The sequence below is a fragment of the Chryseobacterium sp. CG10_8 genome, assembly GCF_058117085.1.
This window is the reverse complement of record NZ_JBYVEB010000052.1, coordinates 1-22,181: the sequence shown is the minus strand read 5'-3', so window position 1 is coordinate 22,181 and position 22,181 is coordinate 1. Positions and strand designations below refer to the sequence as shown.

15 protein-coding genes are annotated in these 22,181 nt (G+C 34.2%); 1 reads left to right on the top strand and 14 read right to left on the bottom strand.

From position 1 onward, the window contains the following. Positions 1-3 precede the first annotated feature (3 nt). The 9 genes from AC4AGG_RS09675 to AC4AGG_RS09635 all read right to left on the bottom strand — a co-directional run bounded on the left by AC4AGG_RS09675 (position 4) and on the right by AC4AGG_RS09635 (position 15,645). Complete coding sequence (locus AC4AGG_RS09675) at positions 4-354, bottom strand: hypothetical protein (RefSeq protein ID WP_489771788.1); 351 nt, start codon at positions 352-354, stop codon at positions 4-6. A 67-nt stretch (positions 355-421) separates the two neighbouring features. After that, entirely contained in the window at positions 422-925 is a 504-nt protein-coding gene (locus AC4AGG_RS09670) for a GbsR/MarR family transcriptional regulator (protein ID WP_489771787.1), read from the bottom strand. 73 nt (positions 926-998) lie between these two features. Further along, positions 999-2,069 carry an acyltransferase family protein gene (locus AC4AGG_RS09665; protein ID WP_489771786.1) on the bottom strand — a complete coding sequence of 357 codons (1,071 nt, stop codon included), beginning with the start codon at positions 2,067-2,069 and terminating at the stop codon, positions 999-1,001. 94 nt (positions 2,070-2,163) lie between these two features. Continuing rightward, the gene (locus AC4AGG_RS09660; protein WP_489771785.1) at positions 2,164-6,750 is read right to left on the bottom strand and encodes a TonB-dependent receptor plug domain-containing protein; all 4,587 of its coding nucleotides are present in this window, start codon (positions 6,748-6,750) and stop codon (positions 2,164-2,166) included. 6 nt (positions 6,751-6,756) lie between these two features. Beyond that, entirely contained in the window at positions 6,757-9,558 is a 2,802-nt protein-coding gene (locus AC4AGG_RS09655) for a TonB-dependent receptor (RefSeq protein ID WP_489771784.1), read from the bottom strand. A gap of 88 nt (positions 9,559-9,646) precedes the next feature. After that, positions 9,647-12,022, bottom strand: coding sequence for a TonB-dependent receptor plug domain-containing protein (locus AC4AGG_RS09650; protein ID WP_489771783.1), 2,376 nt, complete (start codon positions 12,020-12,022; stop codon positions 9,647-9,649). Between the two features lie 16 nt (positions 12,023-12,038). Continuing rightward, on the bottom strand, positions 12,039-12,560 hold the full coding sequence (locus AC4AGG_RS09645) for an RNA polymerase sigma factor (RefSeq protein ID WP_489771782.1): 522 nt from the start codon (positions 12,558-12,560) through the stop codon (positions 12,039-12,041). 317 nt (positions 12,561-12,877) lie between these two features. Further along, complete coding sequence (locus tag AC4AGG_RS09640) at positions 12,878-15,304, bottom strand: alpha-ketoacid dehydrogenase subunit alpha/beta (RefSeq protein ID WP_489771789.1); 2,427 nt, start codon at positions 15,302-15,304, stop codon at positions 12,878-12,880. A 134-nt stretch (positions 15,305-15,438) separates the two neighbouring features. Beyond that, positions 15,439-15,645, bottom strand: a complete 207-nt coding sequence (locus AC4AGG_RS09635; RefSeq protein WP_489771781.1) for a hypothetical protein — start codon at positions 15,643-15,645, stop codon at positions 15,439-15,441. Between the two features lie 225 nt (positions 15,646-15,870). Between AC4AGG_RS09635 and AC4AGG_RS09630 the strand changes: the two genes are divergently transcribed. Continuing rightward, positions 15,871-17,625, top strand: a complete 1,755-nt coding sequence (locus AC4AGG_RS09630) for a helix-turn-helix domain-containing protein (RefSeq protein WP_489771780.1) — start codon at positions 15,871-15,873, stop codon at positions 17,623-17,625. A 17-nt stretch (positions 17,626-17,642) separates the two neighbouring features. Here AC4AGG_RS09630 and AC4AGG_RS09625 read toward each other — a convergent pair whose 3' ends face one another. The 5 genes from AC4AGG_RS09625 to AC4AGG_RS09605 all read right to left on the bottom strand — a co-directional run. After that, positions 17,643-18,620: a polyprenyl synthetase family protein gene (locus AC4AGG_RS09625; RefSeq protein ID WP_489771779.1), complete on the bottom strand. Its 978-nt coding sequence runs from the start codon at positions 18,618-18,620 to the stop codon at positions 17,643-17,645. 79 nt (positions 18,621-18,699) lie between these two features. After that, positions 18,700-19,629: a hypothetical protein gene (locus tag AC4AGG_RS09620; protein ID WP_489771778.1), complete on the bottom strand. Its 930-nt coding sequence runs from the start codon at positions 19,627-19,629 to the stop codon at positions 18,700-18,702. Between the two features lie 64 nt (positions 19,630-19,693). Further along, complete coding sequence (rlmN, locus tag AC4AGG_RS09615) at positions 19,694-20,728, bottom strand: dual-specificity RNA methyltransferase RlmN (protein ID WP_489771777.1); 1,035 nt, start codon at positions 20,726-20,728, stop codon at positions 19,694-19,696. A gap of 69 nt (positions 20,729-20,797) precedes the next feature. Continuing rightward, positions 20,798-21,847, bottom strand: coding sequence for a tRNA preQ1(34) S-adenosylmethionine ribosyltransferase-isomerase QueA (gene queA, locus AC4AGG_RS09610; protein WP_489771776.1), 1,050 nt, complete (start codon positions 21,845-21,847; stop codon positions 20,798-20,800). A 96-nt stretch (positions 21,848-21,943) separates the two neighbouring features. Next, a partial coding sequence (locus tag AC4AGG_RS09605) for a hypothetical protein (RefSeq protein ID WP_489771775.1) occupies positions 21,944-22,181 on the bottom strand: 238 nt, incomplete at its 5' end.

The window sequence follows — 22,181 nt, the reverse complement described above, 5'->3', positions numbered from 1 at the left end:
GTATTATTTAAAGTTTGAAATTATTTTTGTTCGCAAAACATTGAGGGAGATGATATTAATGTAGTGTAAAACCGAAATCATCAGCAGTATAACAGATAAATGTCTGACAAGAACAGTCAGCAAATCTTCGTAGCTGGAAATAATGCCCCAGTTAGAGATGGAGACAGCGACATATCCAATATTGACAAGATAGTATCCTACTAATAGAATTTTATTAACAGCGTTGCAAATACTGATGTCTCTGAAAAGTTCCAAAAGATATATTTTCCCAGCTGTAAAGCATTTCCATCCTACGTAGACGATGACGGGTGTACTTATTGAAAAATAAATTATATATGACAGGATATTAAACATTTTATAATTTTTATATTTTCAGGAATTTTTGAAAATTAAATTGAAATAAAAAAAGGATTTCTCCTTTTTATTTCAATAAGTTGGTGATTTTGCCAACCAACCAATGGTCATCACTTTTGATAGCGAGATCCATAATATTATTAATTTTGCTTGTTACGTTTCCGAAATCGTCCATTAATTTGATAAATTCTTGTGCTTCTTCGGATTGATTGTCTTCAATATTTTTAAGTTCGTCCAAAAATGCAACCACAGGTTCTATCTCTCGTTTTCTGCGCTCCTTGGTAATCTGTTTGAAAAGAAACCAAACATCTTTTTCAGCCACGAAATATTCTTTTCGGTCACCTTTCACCAATTCTTTTTTTACAATTCCCCAATTAATAAGGTCTCGAAGATTCATATTGGCATTACCTCTGGAAATTTGTAATTTTTCCATCACTTCATCTGTGGAAAGCGGTTTTCCTTCAGCCAAAAGAACAGCATGCACTTGCGCCATCGTTCTGTTAATTCCCCAATTGGTAGCAAATGTTCCCCAAGTTTGGATGTATTTTTCTTTGGCTTCGTCGAGTTTCATTTTAGTTTGAATTAAATTTCTTGTACAAATGTAATTTAAATTTCTGAATTTTCAAAATTTATTGAAAATAAAATTATTTAAATCTTTTTCTGTACTCCATAAAGGGTTTTTCAATGAGCCTATACGTCAAGTAGGAGCAACCAAATGTTGCTACCATAAATAGTATGAATTTGATACTATTTGGAATCGTGTCGAAGTATGAAAGTTCCATGACTTTGTAAACCATCCAATGAACCAAATAAAGTGAGTAAGAAATTTTACTAATAAAGACAATCGTATTTTTTGCGGGTGATTCTTTATACGAAACTTCTTTGAAAAATGGAAAAAGCATCGTTAATCCCAAACCAAGTACTGAATAATATAGAGTGTTGAAATAGTAGAGATTGCTGTAATTATTCCTGAAAATGAGGTATTGATTAAAAGCGAGAATTAAGATTCCTAATATAAGTAGAGTGTTTTTTTGTGTTTTTATTTTTGAGGCTAAATAGTGAAATCCCAAAGCCGCAAGAATTCCGTAAGCGATGGCGTCAAATCGGAAAAATGCCACTTTTCTTACGCCTTCATAAAAAGTGAAAGAATTTTCGGGATATGCGATGTATCTCATCACAAGGAAAAAAGTCAAAAAGGTCGTTATCCCGACTGAAAAAAGGTTTCGAGTTGAGATGTTAGGCACGATTTTTTTGACCGCAAATAGACTGAGAGGGAAAAGAATGTAAAACCATTCTTCGATACTTAAGCTCCAGGAAATTCCAAAAAAAGTTGGTTCTACTTTTAAAAAGTTCTGAAGAAAGAATACATATTTCCAAAGTGGAACTTCGGGAGATGAGGACGAGTCAAAGATTCGGTTTCCAAAATAGTAAACCAAAAGCATCACAAAATAGAGTGGCAATGTCCTTAACCATCTTCGTAAAATAAAATTTTTCAGTTTCTGCAGATAGTTTTCTGAATCAAATACTTTAATCAGAAGTTCGCCAATAAGCACTCCACTTAGTACGAAAAATAATTCGACTCCCAAAAATCCGCTAAAAAATGATAAAAAAAAGGAATAACTTCCATTGTAAATATAATGCAAGACATGCCCAACCAGCACCAACAAAATTGCCAATGCACGGACTACATCATATCCAAAAATGCGTTTTTCCATCTTTTAATTTGGTATAAAAGTAAATAAAAAGTCGGTTTCGAAGAAACCGACTCTTAAAGGTTAGCAACTATTTTGAATTTTCCGAGGCCAAATTTTATTCAACAATTACTTTGTTACCGTAAGTCCAATCTTTGTTTTCTGGATTGTAATAAAGATATGCTGAACTTGCTTTTCCGTTGTAAGTTCCTGGGAATTCGGCTTTCATATCGATATGAATAGTTTTGATTTCATTAGGAGTCATACCTTCCCAATACAGCACAAGATAATTGTCAAAAATCTCGTAATAAGAAATCATTTTTTTAGTGATTAGATCCTTCAATAATTCTGGTTGCAAGGAAAGTCCAGCGGGAATCCCAATTTGGGCAGTTACCATCGGCAAGTCATTGGATGACTTGTTTTTTACTTCAACTGTCATTCTGTTAATTTCACTCACTTTGCAGTTTTCTTTTGACAGCCGAGTTGAAATCTTCACCTCAGAATTTTCGTTAGTTGGCGGATCGAGCGTGTAGTATTTCCATTCAATTTTATAAGGATAACCTTGTCCATATTTTGATTTGACATGAATTTGGTTATTGCTTTGAAGTCTTTCGGTGATGTCTAATTCCCTGCCAAATATTGCTGGAATCTCGATATTTTGTCCATTAAGTTTAAAGGTTGGAATATCATCTTTGGTTAAATTGATTTTGTTTTTAGTGTAAAATTGGCTCATTGCTTCAAGGGCAAGAACTGTTCCTTGCGTCGATCCAAAGCCATGGATACCGTTTTTAATATTGAGTTCATCAATCAAAGAAGCTAATTTTTGATTATCGGTTTCTCCATTTTTTATTAGCGCGGATATATAGAGAGACAATATTTCCGACTCTAAAGACCTTCCTCTTGAACCTGTAAATCCACAAGAGTTATTGGAATTGATTTTATCCTTCTCAGTTTCAAATTTCAATTTTAATGTTTCGAAATCTTTTGATTTTCCTTGATTTAATGCAGTATTCATCAAAAGTGCTATTTGATATAGATCTGGAACGTTTTGTATTCGTTTCATCGAAGTTTGGTATTCCATTTCGATTTCATCTTTGATACCAACCTTTGAGAGAGCATAAATAACATAGGCTTGTTCTGCCCAATATTGTTGTGTTGCATAAGCTGTTTTGGGTGAATGACTTGATTTGAAAGTACCTATCCCAGTTCTTTGGTCTAACAGAAATTGGGTTGCTTTGGTGATAATGTTAGGATTAATATTAATCAACTTTCTTAAATCTGTAAACTCCAAAATTGCGTACGCAGTCAATCCTTTTTGAGATACAGATGACCTAAAGTACCCAAAACCGCCATCTTCCAGCTGATAATTGTTGAGTTTGTCGTATCCGTTTTTAAGATTTTTAATGGCTTCTTTTTCTTGTTGTGCACTTAATTTACCAAGTGATTTTTGGTAATTTAGGATAAAAATGTTAGGATAAATTGTCGATGATAATTGCTCGAAGCAACCATGAGGTTTCTTTTTCAATCTTTCTACATCTTCAAACATTTTGGATTGGATATCTTCGAAAATTTTGATGGAAGCCGAAAGCGTCCCAGGGATAAATTCTGGAATATCGAAATCTAAAGTTTGATTTCTGCTACTAATCTTCACAATTTCAGTGGGGAATCCTTTTTCCTCCACTTTAAAGGGGAGTATTGTTGTTTCGCGTTCGTTTCCTTCGTTGACCAAAATACTGATATTAGAACTCACTTTTTGACCTGTGGATATCGGGATAAGAATATTTCTCGCTTCTAAAGGTTTTAAAATAGTTAAGGTGTCCATTTTCCCTAATTCGACTTTTTTTGGAACGACGGCATGTAGATTGAAAGTTTTGGTTTCCTTGGTGTTATTTTTAATTACCGTTGAAATTTTAGGCTCATCACCCATTGTTAAATATGGAGGGATTTTGGCATCAAGCGCGATTGGGCTTTGTGCAGCATACGTTTTTTCTTCACGTCCTACCAATCCATTATGAGAGATTCCTTCTGAAATCGCCCTAAACGTGGTATTAGCATCCGAATTATAAAATTCAACTTTTGCTTTTCCATCTTTATCGGTTTGTATGGTAGGATTCCAATAAATGGTTTCTCGAAAGTCTATTCTATACGCTGTTGAAGTACTTTGGTATTTGGGGTAAGAAAATTGTCTTGCATAAGAAAATTGAGTAAGGCTGTCATTTCTAATAGTAGTAGTCGCGTAGTAAGTTTCCGGAGTCACATCAAACTTAATTTTAGCTCTTTTAGAGTTTTTAGTATCTATGATGACAACTCCATTTGCTGCTCTACTTCCGTAAATTGTGGTTGCAGCAGCATCTTTTAAAATCGTTACACTATTAATTTGATTTGGATTCAAATTTCTGAATGTGGTTGCGTTTGACAAGAAGCCATCAACAACATAAAGAGGATCGTGTGTTGCGGATAAACTAGACACACCTCTAATGACAACAGAAATACTTCCTGGATTCTCGTGATTTTCTGAAATAGTGAGTCCTTGAGCTTTACCTTCTAACATTGAAAGAAAACTGATATTTGGTCTGTTTTCTAATCTTTCCGAAGAAATGGATGCACTTGCTGTTATAGATTTGCTATATCCCAATATAACCACTTCTTCAATTCTTTTCTGACTGACACTGTCTTTACTACTTCGGTTACTATTTTTATTTTTTCGGGAAGGAGTTATCGTATTAGTGTTTTTCGGGCGGTTTTCAGCTTCTGTTTTCCTTTTTTCAGCTACGAGGCGTTCTTCATGCTTTTCTTTAATTTCTTTTATAATTTCTTCAGCGTTATAGTGAGTATTATTATTTGAGTTAGATAAAGGATTAACATTCAGTTGGTAAGATAGAATATTGATTTTTGACTTTTGCTTTGGCTTTTTAGAGAGCGCAATAATTTTATTTGTTTTACTTCCATCGATGTTACTGAAATAGAACTCACCATTTTTACTCGTTGTTTGTTTGGCAACTTGATTGGACTTGTCTGCAACGCTGTAGGTGGTTTCTACAAGATACACATCTGCTTCTATAGGAAGATTATCTTCATCAGTGATGATTCCGAAAATTCCATTCAATTGCTCTGGGAAATATTGATACCTATTATTTTTGATGACTTGTGGAAGCAGTTCAAAATATCGATATCCATTGGTCAACATCAATAAGTCTAATAATTTTTTAGCTTGGGGCTCTTCTTTTTTGAAATAAAAATTGGGCTCCTCAATCTTTCCGGACAATTCGGAGTTCATTAATAACCAAGACTGTATATTGTCTTGCTTGTCGTCCGCAAAAGTCCATAATTTGTCATCAATAACGCTTAGGGAAATATCAGAGGGGATAGGTTTTCCGTCTTCGTCTTTGGTTTCTATTTGTACTTCCACCTTTTCTCGTGGTAGGTAGTAATTTTTGTTTGGTTTTAGTTGGATATGAAGTTTTTTGTTTTCATTAAGAAAAGTAACTCGTTCGGCAACAGGTGTATTGTTTTGGTCAAAAATTGTGAATCTTGCTATTCCACTTGGAAAAAGATTAGTTGGAATTTTCAATTCATTAACTCCTTTTTGCAGCATCCAATCCTTTGAAAATAATTCAGTATTCCTAAAAGAACCAACGAGCTTTATTCTTTTAGGATTTTTTGAAGCAACTATAATGTTTTCATCACTAATTCGTAAGACTAATTCGCTTTCTTGTAAGGAAGGTAACAAGAAGGTTTGATTATTTCCTTGCGGCTCAATAATTTTAGCATAATACTTTTGATTGGATTGAGGTGTAAAGAGAAATTCTCCCATTCCGAACCTGTAGCTTGTGAAAGTTGCTACTCTTATATTATTGGAATTAAAGATTTCACCAGAAACATCCACTGGTTTTTGAAATTCATCCAATGCTTTGAAGGCGATATTATTTTCTAATTCTGCAACCATAGTTCCGCCCTCAGGAAAAAACCTTAAATCAATATTGTTGAAACTGATGGGTATATTTCTCGAAATTGCCTCATTGAAGCCATCGTATTTTACTTTGATATTGAGCAGGGCGTCAGTGCTGGTTAGATTATTGGGTAGGAAAAATTTAATTTGATATTTTCCCTCTTTATTGGTGACAAAGGATTCTGTTTTCAGTTCTTTACCATCAACAAAAATTTCAAAAATGCCAGTGTAAAAGGCAATTGGATTGTTAGAAAGACTTTTCATGGAAAAGTCTGCAGTAACTTCGCTTCCTGCTCCATAGCCCTTCATGGGGAAATCCAGCTTCATCAGAATTCTTGGTGAAACAAATTTCTGAATGGTGATCTCCTTTTCGAAATAATTTTTTTCCGTTTCGTTCTGCATCCAATTAGTGAAAGCTTTCAATTTATAAATTCCGCCTTTGATGTCAACGGGAAAGTAATAGCTTCCTTTTGCAGTTCCATTTTTGAGTTCAAAAGTAAAATTTTGGGCAACCTCTCCAGATGGTGTAATTAATTGAACGTGTGCAACTTTACTTTTGATGGTAGGTCGATTGTCCAATCCATTAACAGCATAAATTTTAAAGAAAATTTCTTCACCTGGTTTGTAAAAAACATGATTGGTGGTGAGATATACTTTCTCTTTTTCGTAATCAGTGGTAATATTCTGAGCATTGAGATTGACGGTCTGTAAAAATCCCAGAATAAGATATATTGATATTAAAATTAACTTCTTCATAATTCTTTAAAAATCAAATGAAACGCCTAATCCAAACCTTGTATATCCAGGAAGATTAAAGTAATCTAAAACTCTTCCGCTGGTATTGTAAAAATTTTGAGAAGGGTCTACTCCGTCATTTTTTCGCCAAAGCAAAATGTTATAAACACTTCCCGTAATCTTAAAGTCATTATGTTGCTGGATCTTTAGTAAAAGTGATATAGAAGCAGTGTTCAACTTAATGTAATCTGCATCTTGTATATATTCTTCCGTAATTCCAGAGGTGCCGTAGCGAGTCCATCGATTTTCCCACACTGTATTATTAGGGTTGTAAAAATCCACTGGGATAGTGTTGGTGTTTCCAGAGGAGTCCACACCTGTAAAAATAAAATTCGTTACATTTCTTAAGTCAGCTGAATTTTGGGAACGTCCGTAATAATCATGAGCAGCTTGTGTTCCGTTCCATATTTTCCCTCCTTTTTGCCATTCCCAGTCCAAGTCCAGTCGTAGATTTCTCCACTCGAGGCTATTATTTAGTTTAATATTAAAATCAGGAGTTGGGTTGGCAATAACCTTCATGTTATTGTCCTTGATTGGAAAACCGTCACTTCCAATAACAATATCTCCATTAGAATTTCTAAGATATGAAGTCCCAACAATACTTCCCAAAGCTTCGCCTTCAACCAAGCCAAGATATACATCACTGAAGCCGATAATAGGTTGATAATTGTAGCCACTTTTAACATGAGAAACCAAGTCTCGATAGGTGTAGAAGCTTACTTTGTTGGTTAAGTAAATATCACTTCTATATGAAAGTCTAATTCTTCTCATCTCAAATTTTGCTTCGACCCCTTCCAAAGTGTGATTAGCCATATTTTCCAGAGACAATATTCCATTTGACCATGAGGGAAAAATATCATTATCAATTTTTCTATTAAAATACTCTGCTGAGAAAGATAGCCTATATGAAGGTTGAACTGAGAATCCAGCTTTCCACTCGGTTTCGTCGATGTTTTTGAGGTTATCAAATGTTTCTATTTCATGAATAGGAAAGAAGGTGAAAATATTTTCGGGCTGTAGCTCCGTCATTTCGTAGTAAGCATAAGAGTTTTGAAAATTTGCCTCTTTGGTGTTTTTTGCAAATCCTCCAAAAAAATTAACGGCAACGTTGTTCCAGTTAAAAATATCATCCAACTTGACTTCACCAAATGCTTTTGGTAACCAATACCGATTTTCTGTTCCAGAATTAGACCCATAAAAATTATTAGTAAAGTCCAAATTGATCTCTCCTGAATCAAAATCTATTTTTGGCTTATAATTGATGATCAATTCATTGGTAGTTCGCTGATACAGGTAATCGCTCTGGGATAAAGTATGATTGATATGAGTGTAAAAATCGTTGACTAAATATTTGGCCTGCAGATAATGTTCTATTTCATTACTATAGTCTTCAATAGTATAATTAGCTCCAATTTCTGCTATTTTACTCTCATTTCTTTGATTTCTGAAATTTTCAATCCCAGAAGGGAAAAAGGCTGCCGTCAGTTTGTAATAATCATGATGGGTGAAGTCTATGGTCTCTATACTTCCAGATGCAAATACTTTTAAATTTTCAAAAAATCTTCGTTCCAGACTTAGACTCCCTCGATTTGTATAGGATTTAAAATTATATTTATCCTTGTTCTCCAATAAGAAAAATGGGTTGTCAAAACTTGAATTAAAACTCCTCTGACTATTATTTGAAAGGTAAATATTTTGTCTATTATTAAAGGAAATTGGTGTTATTAGGGCGTTTTGATAAATACGATTAAAGAGACCAATGCGATTAGAATTGGTTGCCTTAATATCGTTGTATTGGTAATGAATAAAAATTTTTGTTTCCAAAACATTAAGATTCAGGCTACTTCCTATTTCGTTTTCTCGAGAAAACTGATCTATAAAAAACAGTGGTTCTTTTGATTGACCTAATTTGAGTTTTAGTCCAATTTTTTCGTTCCCATCTGTCCTATAAGTAGAATTGATATTAAGAAAATTAGAAAATTTCACTAAAGGTTTTAGCAGTACATTGTCATATACTTTACTTGGATTTTTAGCAAACTGGATAGGAACAAGATTTCCATTATTATCAAATTCGTTGGATACTCCATCAAATACTAAGGTCGAAATATCTGGTCCGTAGCTAAAGTAATTGTTTTGTGACGGACTTGTCCAAACTAACTGTCCATTTTGTGAAAGGCCCTGCGCATATTGACTCTGAAGTTTGGGCAGTGCATTTGGAATTTCAACCTCTGTTAACCCAGAATAGTTGCCACTAACGGTAAGACTAAGGTTTTTCTGATTCTTAATAAGATAGGTCGAGTCTTTTTTGTTTTTAATCCGTTTTACTCGGTAAGAATAGCTATTAAAATCGGTTTTCTTATGAAGGTAGGGATGGTTAGAAGATAAATCATAGGGTTTGTTTGATATTGCCCTTAGACTATCTCCTTTTAACTCATTTCGAAAGTCTTTGGAATAAATTTCTTTGGCTGTTTCACGCGGTGTACGACTTTCAAGAAGGTTTTTGAGCTCTATGAGAGCGTGAGGTTGGACAATAATTATATTGGCTCCATTGTTCCACACGAGCGTATCGTTAATTTTCGCTTGAATAACTGCATATCCAGATGCATCGGTATATTCATAGTTTCCTTCATTTTTGTTGGTGATTTTCAAGAGATTTTGAGTTTTGTTCTTCTTGTTGTAGAAATAACCACCGTAATACAATTCGGAATCCTGCGCCCAAACATTTCCTGTAATCAAAAATAAAATTAGGAAGTAGAAATGAACTTTCATACTTGTGTTTCTTTGTATTAAAGATAGAAAAAATCAACTTATCAGGCTAATTTTCGAAGAAGATTAGCCTGATTTTTATTGTATTTTACTAAAGTTTAATTATTTTAAAGGTATCCCATGTTTTGCCAGATTTAACTCTCATGAGATACATACTTTGCGGATAAGAAGTAATATCTATTTCGGTATTTGTGTCCATAACTTTTTCCTTTCTCATAATCAACTTTCCTGCAGAGTCGTATAAATATATTTCATCAATCTCTTCAGGTGACTTTATGGTGATTTTTCCATGGGTTGGGTTTGGATAAATCTCAACGTTCAATTTCTTCTCAGAGTTGGACTCTTTTTCTAATTTTTTATTGATAAAACCAGAGTTGACTCCTGATTCACACAATGATAAGGTTGACCGTTGGAGAATCAAGCGTAAAAGCAAATCGTTTAATTTTTCTATCTCATAAGAATCTATTGTTGGTTCGATATGGTCATTCCCAATACCACTATCATCGGTTAAAAATGTGTAAGTTCCATTAGTTAGGAGTGCAAATGACCTCATAAGATATTCTGTCTGCTTGTCTGTATCGCTTGCAGCTAATGGAATAATGGTAATTCCCTTTTGGGAAGCAAGTTTGATAAGTGAATACAATTTGTCAATATTAGTCTTAGACAGATGGGGAGGAGCATCCATGACCAGAAATAAAAGTTTTGTCGAATTTTTATTACTCCACTGCAAATTTTCAATTGATGCTTGAAGAGCTTCAACAACCGCTTCCGGTGTGTCACCACCGCCAGCTGCCTGTTGTTTTTTTATAAACTCAATTAAGTCTTCAGCTTTATCAGAAAAATCAAATTTTCTTGTAATATAGTCATCTCCATGATCTCTGTAAAATACTGAGCCATAACGAACTTGAGTAGAATTACCTAATTTATTTTCAACTTTTTGTAGAACATCTAAAAGTTCAGATTGTAAATATTGGATTTCATCTCCCATAGAGCCTGTAGCATCCACAACAAAGGCTAAATCTAAGTCTCTTTTTTCTAAACATGAGCCTTGAAGATTGATGATATTTTTTCCTTCACTGAATTCTTTAACATCGGTTGCAATTTTTTTACCTTTTTCATCCGTGATGAAATATGGACCAGATTCAGATGCTACATTTAGTGTAGGATTAATCCACAATTCAGCATTTCCAAAGACATCTGAAACACTTTCCCAAATTACCTTATTAGAGGCGTTCATTAATTTGATTTGTTTGCCAACGATCGGCTTTTTATTGGCATTTACCAATTGTACAGAAACTCTTTTGTTTGGAAAAAAGTTCCAAGTTTTTTTGTACTCATCCAATGTGGGAACTGTGACATCTTGCCAATAATTCCATTTAGAAAAATCATTGACTTCTCCAGCTGTTAATTTGCCTGAATCAGGAAGTGTAGTTTCAACTTTTTCAGGGGATTCTATTATTACTTCTTCAGTATTACTGGTTGAAGGAATTTCAATAGGATTCTTTAGTTTCCTCTTTAGTGCCTTTCTTTCTTTTCTTGTTAGATTTTTTGTTTCAATTAAAATTACTCCTTCACTTCCTCGATTGCCGTATATTGAAGTCGCAGCAGCATCTTTAAGAATACTAATTGATTTTATTGTATTGGGATCGATGGCGTTTAGAGTGCTATTTTCGTATAGAACTCCATCAACTACGATTAAAGGTGAAGTTCTACTTTTTAAACTTGAAATTCCTCTGATAATGACGTCGCTTCCTGGTTTTCCTTCACCAGAATTTATTGCAATTCCTGCAACTGCGCCATTAAGTACTCTTGTTTTTGATGTTACTTTGTTAGATTTTATTGAAACACTTGAAGAAGTAACATCTTTTGATTTTTTTACTTTTCCATAGCCCATTACCACAACTCCCTCAATTACTTTTTCTCTGCTTGTTGAAGCGGATAATGCAGCTGGTGGAGGAGAAGGGGATGCGTAAGCAACCTCAGTATTTGCTGGTGGTAGACTGCAAGCAACTTTATCAGAAACTGGTGGTAAAATGATTGGAGCTACTGCAACTACTGGTGGTGGTTCGTAAGCGATAATATCTTGATTTGACTTTGAATCTGATTTTTGTGCAATTGCTTCATTTTCAATATTCTTTTTAATCGTACTATTCACTTTTTGAATATCAAATTCATCTGAATGATTTTCACCTTGATTAGAGTTTTTAACAATCGTTTCCTGAGAATTTGGTAATGTTTCTCCACTTCGATTATAAAAATAAAGAACGCCTAAACTCAAAATCAAACTCGCTGCAATTCCATAAGGAAACCAAATCGGGATGATTCTTTTTTTGTTAGGTTTTTCGTCGAGTTTTTGTTCCGCTTTTGACCAAACCCTTTCGAAAGCAGGAAAGGTTGTATTTTCCTCGTTCAACTTACTTTCTTCATTGAAAAGTTGATCTATTTTATGTTGATTATTATTTTCCATTTTTTTAGAATTAAGATTACACGTAATGTAATTGTAGAAGTTCTTGCAATTTTTTTCTTGCAAAATTCACCTGCGATTTTGATGTTCCCTCTGTTATGGAAAGCATTTCTGCAATCTCCTTATGAGGATAACCCTCAATCGCAAAAAGATTAAAAATCATTCGACATCCTTCTGGAAGAAATTGAAGCAACGACATTAAATCTTTTTCGCTGTTTCCAATATCTTGGACCGCAGTAAGTTGTGATCCGATGTGATTTTCTTCAATGGAAATATTCAGTTTTTGCTTTTTTCTGAGTGACTGAAGACATTCATTCACGGCAATTTTTTTTGCCCAAGCTTCAAAAACATCAAGATTAGAAAGCTGCTGAATTTTGCTGAAGATGATAAAAAAAGTGTCGGCCAAGACTTCTTCTACTTCTTCCTCACTCTTAAGGTAGCGTTTACAAGTGGTGTAGAGTCTACCTGCATATATTTCATAAAGCCGTCGCTGTGCGTTGCGGTCTTTATTTTTGCATCCTATTAATACTTCATGACTCATGTGTTGGTTTTATATTAAAGATGCAATTGGTGAGGATAAGGTTGGAAAAATTCTAAATTATTTTTAAAAATAAAAAAAATCACTCTAAAAAAGAGTGATCTTAAAGTAATTAATATGATTTAGATGTAAAAAATCAAAACGCCATGAACGCAAAAAATGTTTTACACCTACTTGCAACATAATTTGTTCGCAAAGCTACTACGTTTAGCCAAGTTTTTTTGCTAAGTAAAACGCCTTAGCGAACATGAAAAGCAAATTGATGAAAAAAATGCTGCGTCATCTTTGCGTTAAATTTATTACAAATCATTAAGCTTTTATTAAATTTTCGGAAATTTCGTTGGATTTGATTCGGTAAACATTGCATAAATTTGTTCTATCATATCATCCGTACTTGGCTTGCTAAAGTAATCTCCATCGCTTGCATAAGCAGGTCTGTGATTTTCGGCAGAAATGGTTAATGGGTCTGAATCTAAATATCTAAATGCCTTTTGCTTCTCTAAAATTTGTTGAAGAATAAATGCTGAAGTTCCTCCTTCTACATCTTCATCAATTACGACCAAACGATTGGTTTTCTTTACGCTTTCTGCTATTTCATGACTTAAGTCGAATGGAATTAATGATTGAATATCAATAACTTCTGCTGAGATTCCTAATTTTTCTAATTCTTCAGCTGCTTCCATAACGACTCTCCAAGTTGAACCGTAAGTAACCAAAGTAACGTCTTTACCTTCTTTGGTGACTTCGATTTTACCAACCGGAACAGTGAATTCACCTAAATTGTCTGGCTGCTTTTCTTTCAAACGATAACCGTTCAAACATTCAACAATAACGCAAGGTTCATCACTTTGCAACATCGTATTGTAGAAACCTGCTGCTTTAGTTAAATTTCTTGGAACTAAAACCAAAATACCCTTAGATAAATTAATAATTCCAGCCATAGGAGAACCTGAATGCCAGATTCCTTCTAAGCGATGTCCTCTGGTTCTAATAATAACAGGTGCTTTTTGGCCACCTTTGGTACGATACTGAACTGTTGCCAAGTCGTCGCTCATTCCCTGTAAACAATACAAAATATAATCTAAATACTGAATTTCAGCGATTGGACGAAGCCCTCTCATCGCCATTCCTATTCCTTGACCTAAAATAGTGGCTTCACGAATTCCTGTATCGGCAACCCGCATTTCACCATATTTTTCTTGCATACCTTCCAATCCTTGGTTAACGTCACCAATATTTCCAGCATCTTCACCAAAAACTAAAGTTTGAGGATATTTTTCAAAAATTTTATCAAAATTGTTTCGGACGACCATTCTTCCATCCACAAATTCTGAGTTTTCAGAAAAAACCGGTGCAATTTCTTTAATATTTGTAGCTTTCCACTGAGATTGAGAGTATAGGTGAGAAGAGTAATTATCCTTTTCGGTGGCCATTAATTCATCAAGTTTGTTGTGAAGCCATTGTCTTTCCGTTGTAGGATTATCTCTTGTTAAAAGCAGAACTTTTCTTGCCAAATGGAAAATATCTTTCTTAGCAACAGAAATCAATTTGTTGAATTTCTGAATTTCTTCTGAAACTTCAGGGTTATTTTGAAGTTTTTCGATCAATGGTAAAATTGAATTTCTTATTTCGGTGATAGCATTTTGATAAGCATCCCAAGCAACCTTTTGTCCGTCTTTAACGATTTTTTTTGCCTCTTTATCGATGTTGTCAAGTTCTTCTACAGTCGCCAAATATTCTTCTCTTCCATCAATTTCAACGGCATAATCCAGAATCCATTCTCTTAATTTTACAAGACCATCGAACTCTGATTCCCATTTTAATCTTGATTCAGATTTATATCTTTCATGCGACCCAGAAGTTGAGTGACCTTGAGGTTGAGTAACTTCAGTAACATGGACGACCACAGGGACTGATTCGTTTCTCGCATAATGTTCAGCTTTTGCATAGGCGTTAAGTAGGGAAGGGTAGTCCCAAGCTTTCACCTGAATGATTTCGCATCCTTGATTTTCACCCTCTTTTCTTTGAAAACCACTCAACATTTCGGCAATATCGGCTTTAGCTCTTTGATTTCTCGTAGGAACTGAAATTCCGTAGCCATCATCCCAAATAGAAACAATCATTGGAACTTGTAATGCGCAAGCCGCATTCAAAGTTTCCCAGAAGTGTCCTTCGGCTGTTGATGCATCACCTATGGTCCCAAAAGCAATTTCATTTCCGTTATTTGAGAAATTTTCCAAACCTTCAAATTTCACACTTTTAAAAATAGTTGAAGCTTGCGCCAATCCTAAAAGTCGTGGCATTTGGCCAGCGGTTGGCGAAATATCGGAGGAAATATTTTTTTGTTGCATTAAATTTTTCCAACTTCCATCTTCGTTAAGGGAACGCGTAGCATAATGTCCATTCATCTGTCTTCCTGCGGAAGCGGGTTCACGTTCAACACTTGTATCTGCATATAATTGTGCGAAAAAACTTTCAACATTAACAGCATTAATTGCTAAAGCAAAAGTTTGATCGCGATAATAGCCACTTCTCCAGTCTCCGTTGCGAAAAACTTTGGACATTGCAAGTTGTGGTAACTCTTTTCCGTCACCGAAAATTCCAAATTTTGCTTTACCTGTTAATACTTCTCTTCTTCCAAGAAGTGACATTTCACGGGAGATTTTCCCCAATTTATAATCTTCAAGTATGTTTTTTTTGAAATCTTCAAAGGAAATTTCCTGAGTCTGAATATATGTTTCTTGCATTGAAAGTTGATTTCCACAAATATAATTAAAAATCATAAATTGTGAATTTGACAATTTTAAAAATAAAAAAACTCTTCCGATATCTCACGACATTAGAAGAGCTAACACAAATGATGAAAAAAAAATATTAAAAGTTATCTTTTTGGCGGAGGTACTGGATCTCCATCCAAATTGTTATGAATGTTTGTTGATGTAGAGTCTGCAGATCTATTTGCACTAGTTGCATTCTCTAATATTAGAAGATTTTCTGAATCTTCGATTGAAATCATTTCGTCTTGCTGTCTACAAGATCCTGCAGCGAAAAGCAATATACAAGAGGCGATGAATAAAATTTTTTTCATAATAGCTTACTATTTTAGTTACATTACAAATATATAAACACGGTTATTAGTTTCAATTGTTTGATAGGACAAATGTAAAGTGGATCAAGGGCAAAACCAAAAAAAGTAACCGGGGGTTTGTAAAAAATAACCGGGTTATCCTGATATTTCTAAAAAATTAGCAGTAATTTTGGTGTTGAACAGGTTAATTATAAAAAATAATTAAAAATAGTTTTATTTAATCTGATGAATAATAGAAAGTTATATTTTTTCGGACTGGTCTTTCTTATGGTTTTGAACTTTAGAGCTCAGAATCGTTTGGAGGATGAATTGACCTATAATCAAATTGAGGAAAAGATAGATAATTCACATAATGATTCCAATGAGATATGGAAAATGATCAGGCTATATCTTAGAAAGGCAAAAAAAGATGAGAATCAGGAAGCTTTGGTCTATGCTTATCGGTATGCAAGTAACTTTTCAAATAAAGGATTAAATATAAAATATGCGGACAGTGCAATTATAGTTAGTCAGCGGTCGGGTGACCAAAGATTACTTGCAAAAGCCTATCTAAACCGTGGCATTGTAAATATGTCAAATGGACAATACCAAAGTGCGTTGGATGATGTTTTAAAAGCTAATGACAATGCTGCAAAAATTAATGATGATAACGGATATATTTTAAATAATTGCAAGTATTTCATAGCTCAAAACAAAATTTACTTGGGTTTGTATTCTGAGGCAAACGAAGAGTTAAGAGAGTGTGTCACTTTTTTTAAAAATAACTTATCAAATACCTCTCTTGGAAAGGATTATGAAATGTACTACATCTATTCTCTAATGAGCATTATCGATACTAATTCCAAGATTGGCCGAATTGATGAGAATGATAAATTGTTGAAGGAGGCTTTTCAATATATAAATGAAAATGGATTACTTCAATATAAACCATATTTTATATCTTCGGAAGGCACTGATGCGTATTTTAGTAAAGATTATAGAAGGGCAATTGAAAAACTAACAGAATCACTTAAGCTTTATGATAACCAATGGGGACATGCAACTGAAATATTCTACCTCGGAAAATCATACTGGAACCTTGGAAAGCAGAACGTTGCCATTAAGTATTTTGAGAAAATTGATAAGGAGTATAATAAAGATAATAGTTTAGAGCCACAGTTTAGAAATGTTTATGAGTTGCTTATCAAGTATAACGATTCACTGGGGAACACAGATAAACAGTTGGATTATATTAATAAACTTATTGCGTTAGACCGGTCCTATGAAAAAAACTACAAATATCTTTACACAACCATTCATAAAAAGTATGACACTCATGAGTTGATAGAGCAAAAGGAAACTATCGAAAAACAATTAGTTATTAAGAATAGAGTTATTGGTGCTCTAATAATATTGACAATTGTAATTATTTTGTTTTTTCTATTTCGCTCTTATCAAATTCGGAAACTGTACGAGAAGCGCTTTGAAGAGTTGATTTCTAATCAAAAAATTAATATTCAGGAATCAACGGTTTCATCTCCGCTTGGTTTGACTTCAACAATTGAGACAGAGCAAGAGGAAAGTGAGGATTCAGGGTTTTACTCTAAGGTTTCAGGTATTAATCCTCAAGTGGTACAGAATGTTTTGAAAAATTTGGATTTGTTCGAAAAAGAAAATCGATTCTTGAGTCCGCAGGTTACACAACGTGCTTTAAGTGAGGAGTTTGGAACCAATTCTACATATCTTTCTAAGATTGTCAATGCCTATAAAGACAAGAACTTTAATACGTACATGAATGACCTTCGGTTGGACTATATTCTCAATCTCCTAAAAACGGATTGGACCTATCTTAATAAGGATGTCAAAGAATTGTCTCAGATTGCGGGATTTAGTAGTGCAGAAAATTTTTCTGATAATTTTCAGAGAAAATTCAAAATAAAACCTTCCTATTTTATCAAAAAGATGAAGGATAAGTATCAGGAATACAACGGCGAAGATTGAGGTTATTTACTGATTGCTTAGAATTTTCGTTCGATAACGTAATCTAACATCAAGTTCAAAGAATGTTTGTTTTCCGAATCTGGAAATTCGTTAAGAATAGCTTTCGCTTTTTGCTGAAAGTCTTTCATTACTCCAATAGCATAGTCTAAACCACCTGATTTTTTCACAAAATCGATGAGTTCTTTAACTCGTTTTGGATGATTGTTATATCTTTTGATCGTATCAAAATAATATTTTCTATCCTTTTCGTTAGCCATTTTTAAGGTGTAAATCAAAGGCAAAGTCATTTTCTGCTCCTTGATATCTATACCGACCGGCTTTCCAATGACGTTAGAACTCAGGTAATCGAACAAGTCATCTTTGATTTGGAACGCCATACCAGTATAAGTACCAAAATCCTTCATTTTTTTTGCCAAGTCTTCATCAGCGCCATTAGAAAGAACTCCAATTTCACAGCATGCAGCAATAAGAGTTGCTGTTTTTTGTCTTATTATTTCGTAATAGACGTCTTCCGTAATGTCCAATTTTCGCGCTTTTTCGAGCTGTAGCAATTCACCTTCACTCATTTCGCGAATAGTTCGAGAAATTACCGAAAGCAAATCATAGTCCTTGTTATCTGTTGAAAGTAGGACCGATTTTGATAAAAGATAATCACCGACTAAAACCGCAATTTTATTCTTCCATAAAGCGTTGATAGAGAAAAAATTACGTCTTTTGAAGCTTTCGTCAACCACGTCATCATGAACCAGTGTCGCAGTATGGATCAACTCAATCATTGACGCTCCACGAAACGTTTTCTCGTTAACATCACCAATCAATTTTGCACAAAGAAATATAAACATAGGACGCATCTGCTTTCCTTTGGTGGTAACAATAAAACGGGTTACTTTATCCAAAAGCGGAACGTTACTCTGCATGGACTCATAAAACTTTTGTTCGAAAAGTTTCATTTCTTCTGCAATGGGACGTTTAATTTCTTCTACAGTATTGGACACAAATCTGAGTTAAAGGTTGTTTTTTCTAAGGAACAAAGATAAATTATTTTATTCTTTTAAACCTTATGGTTTCAAAAACCTAATCGGTTTTCTTGTCGTTTTGTTGTAGATTTAGAAATGGAATACGATAAAGACTTGCTGGAGCCTTAAAAATACTTCTGTGAAATTGTTCTCCTGAAATGAAGATACCATCTTTGTTGACCGAGATTCCTTCAATTTGACCAACATTAGAAGTTGAGCCCAAATTGAATTTTTGTGGCGCTGAACTAAAAAATAAGCCGTTTTCATCTCTTTCAAAAACCATCATGAAAACCTCCATTATCTTGGTATATCCCACCAAATATAATCTGTTTTGAAAATAATCGGCGTCCGTTACCAAAAATCCAACATCAAAAGTTCCTAACTTTTTAGCGGGCTGATTTTCAGATTGATTGGTTTCTAAGATATAGTGTGTTGTACTCTTTGATTTCCATTCTTTGGTAAATAAGTGAATTTTTCCATCCAAAATAATCATTGCTTCAGCGTCGAAGTCATGATTGTGAGCTGGTCCCGAAAAATCGATTTGCTCAGGATAAAAGAACGAAATTCTTTCAATTTTATTCTCGCTTTCTAAATTTTGATTTTCAAAAGATTCTTCAACGGTTAACGTGACTTTCGCCATTGGAATTTTGATAATAGTTAAATCCCTTCTGTCTCCTCCGTTATTTCCAAAATCTCCGATATAAATGTAGTTGTCATCACTTGCAATGGCTTCCCAGTCCTTATTTTGCAAGTTAGTTTTGATGATATCCAGGATTTTACCCGATTTTTTATCTATTTCAAAGATCTCAGAAGTATTACCTCCATCATTAATTGTCATTAAATTATTATCGAAAAAAGTAAGCCCCGAATTTTCTCGTAGGGTATCAGAAAGTGTAGCAATCTGATATTTTTTAATTTTTAAAACTTCGGTTTGTCCAAAGAAAAAACTAAAAAATAGGAGGGAAGTTAAATATAGAATCTTCTTCATTGAAGGTTTGATGATTTTCAATATTCTTTTAACAAAAGAAAGAAAATTTTATTGAATAAGGGAATTATTCTGCGGATTTGTTGGCTAATTGTCCACAAGCAGCATCAATGTCACCACCTCTACTTCGTCTTACCATAACGGTAATTCCTGCTCGTTCGAGTTCGTGAACATAGAGTTCTTCGGCTTTAACGCTTCTATGGTCAAATTTTCCTTCACCAATTGGATTGTATTGGATAAGGTTGACCTTGCAAGGAACTTGGCGACAATATTTGATGAGCGCCTTAATGTCTTCCATTTTGTCATTGATTCCACTCCAAACGCAATATTCGAAGGTGATGACGGAACCTGTTTTATTATACCAATATTGCAACGCTTCCATTATATCTGTCAATGGAAATTTTGTCGAAAAAGGCATTATTTCATTTCGCGTTTTTTCTACAGCGGAATGGAGAGAAAGCGCCAATTTTACTTTCAGATTTTCATCTGCAAGCATTTTTATCATTTTGGGAATTCCAGATGTGGATACGGTAATCCTTCTTGGAGACATTCCTAATCCCTCTGGTTTGGTGATTTTTCTAATTGCTTCTACTACATTGTTGTAGTTCATCATCGGTTCTCCCATTCCCATGAAGACAATATTAGAAAGTGGACGGTCAAAATAAAGTTGACTTTGTCTGTCAATCAATGCAACTTGGTCAACAATTTCGGCAACTTCCAAGTTTCTCATCCTTTTGAGTTTGGCTGTAGCGCAAAAGTCACAATTGAGAGAACATCCTACTTGAGAAGAAACACAGGCTGTAGTCCTGGTTTCGGTAGGAATCAAGACGGATTCGACTAAAAGTCCATCATGAAGTTTGACTCCATTTTTGATGGTTCCGTCTTTAGATTTTTGGAGAAGGTCTACTGCAACGGGATTGATGATGAATTCCTTAGTCAGTTTTTCTCTCAAATCCTTGGAAAGATTCGTCATTTCTTCAATTGAATGAAGATTTTTGCTCCACAACCAATCATAAACCTGTTTCGCACGAAAAGGTTTTTCTCCGATTTCTTTGAAGTAATCGGTAAGTTGTTCGAGTGATAAAGTTCGGATATCTTTCATAGTGGATTTTAGAAATTAGAAGTTAGACATTAGATATAATCTGATGTCTAACTTCTAAAATCTTACATCTTACAGGATTAACATTGCGTCTCCGTAAGAGTAGAATTTATATTTTTCTTTGATAGCTTGTTGGTAAGCTTCCATCAAGAAATCTCTTCCAGCAAAGGCCGCAATCATCATAATTAATGTTGATTTTGGAGTGTGGAAATTGGTAATCATTGAGTTAGCGACTCCGAAATCGTGAGGTGGATAAATAAATTTGTTTGTCCAACCGTGATAAGGTCCAATTTTTTTGTTGGAAGAAACAGAAGTTTCCAAAGCTCTCATTGTAGTTGTTCCCACAGCACAAATTCTACGATTTTCCTCAACTGCTTTGTTGATGATGTCAGCATTCTTTTGATCGATAATAGCTTCTTCTGACTCCATTTTGTGTTTAGAAAGATCTTCTACCTCAATAGGGTTGAAGGTTCCTAATCCTACGTGCAAAGTGATTTCTGCAAAATCAATTCCTTTGATTTCTAAACGCTTCATCAAGTGCTTCGAGAAATGAAGACCAGCTGTTGGAGCAGCAACTGCACCTTCAACTTTTGCATAAATTGTTTGGTAACGTTCTGCATCTTCTGGTTCAACTTCTCTTTTGATGTATTTTGGAAGTGGAGTTTCTCCAAGTTCTTTTAATTTAGCTCTGAATTCTTCGTAAGAGCCATCATATAAGAATCTCAAAGTTCTTCCTCTTGAAGTGGTGTTGTCAATAACCTCTGCAACCAAAGATTCGTCTTCGGTGAAGAATAATTTGTTACCGATTCTGATTTTTCTCGCTGGATCCACCAATACGTCCCAAACTCTGGTTTCTTTATCAAGTTCTCTAAGAAGGAAAACTTCAATTTTAGCTCCAGTTTTTTCTTTGTTTCCATACAATCTTGCAGGGAAAACTTTGGTGTTATTGAAGATAAACAAATCTTTCTCATCGAAGTAATCTACTACGTCTTTGAAAAGCTTGTGTTCGATAGTTTCGTTTTTTCTGTCAAGCACCATTAGACGAGCCTCGTCACGGTGTGCTGATGGGTGTTCTGCCAAAAGTTCTACTGGCAAATCAAAATTGAAATCTGATGTTTTCATAAAATTTACGGATTTTATTAAAATGTAAGCAGGATTATCCTGCATTAAAAATTAGCGGGTGCAAATATACGATTTTGAAACTGGGGTTGTCAAGGGTTATTTTGCATTTGTGAAATTTAGTTTCAAGTTTGTCTTTTCACAAGATGTCAATTTGTATTCAAATTGGTATCCATTTCGATAATCAACGTTTGCACTTTCAATTTGATAATTAAGACTGTGAAGTTCATTTAATAAAGCATCATAAACATTTTGATGTATAGGGTAACTTAAATCCATAAATCGAATTCTTACTAACGGAAATGTCGATTTTTTTAAAGTAAAAAGTACTTCTAAA

Coding starts and splice junctions, on each gene's coding strand:
- AC4AGG_RS09640 (WP_489771789.1), bottom strand. CDS start 15,304: ATGCAAGAAACATATATTCAGACTCAGGAAATTTCCTTTGAAGATTTC.
- AC4AGG_RS09645 (WP_489771782.1), bottom strand. CDS start 12,560: ATGAGTCATGAAGTATTAATAGGATGCAAAAATAAAGACCGCAACGCA.
- AC4AGG_RS09660 (WP_489771785.1), bottom strand. CDS start 6,750: ATGAAGAAGTTAATTTTAATATCAATATATCTTATTCTGGGATTTTTA.
- AC4AGG_RS09665 (WP_489771786.1), bottom strand. CDS start 2,069: ATGGAAAAACGCATTTTTGGATATGATGTAGTCCGTGCATTGGCAATT.
- AC4AGG_RS09675 (WP_489771788.1), bottom strand. CDS start 354: ATGTTTAATATCCTGTCATATATAATTTATTTTTCAATAAGTACACCC.
- AC4AGG_RS09630 (WP_489771780.1), top strand. CDS start 15,871: ATGAATAATAGAAAGTTATATTTTTTCGGACTGGTCTTTCTTATGGTT.
- AC4AGG_RS09620 (WP_489771778.1), bottom strand. CDS start 19,629: ATGAAGAAGATTCTATATTTAACTTCCCTCCTATTTTTTAGTTTTTTC.
- AC4AGG_RS09635 (WP_489771781.1), bottom strand. CDS start 15,645: ATGAAAAAAATTTTATTCATCGCCTCTTGTATATTGCTTTTCGCTGCA.
- AC4AGG_RS09670 (WP_489771787.1), bottom strand. CDS start 925: ATGAAACTCGACGAAGCCAAAGAAAAATACATCCAAACTTGGGGAACA.
- AC4AGG_RS09655 (WP_489771784.1), bottom strand. CDS start 9,558: ATGAAAGTTCATTTCTACTTCCTAATTTTATTTTTGATTACAGGAAAT.
- AC4AGG_RS09650 (WP_489771783.1), bottom strand. CDS start 12,022: ATGGAAAATAATAATCAACATAAAATAGATCAACTTTTCAATGAAGAA.
- rlmN (WP_489771777.1), bottom strand. CDS start 20,728: ATGAAAGATATCCGAACTTTATCACTCGAACAACTTACCGATTACTTC.
- queA (WP_489771776.1), bottom strand. CDS start 21,847: ATGAAAACATCAGATTTCAATTTTGATTTGCCAGTAGAACTTTTGGCA.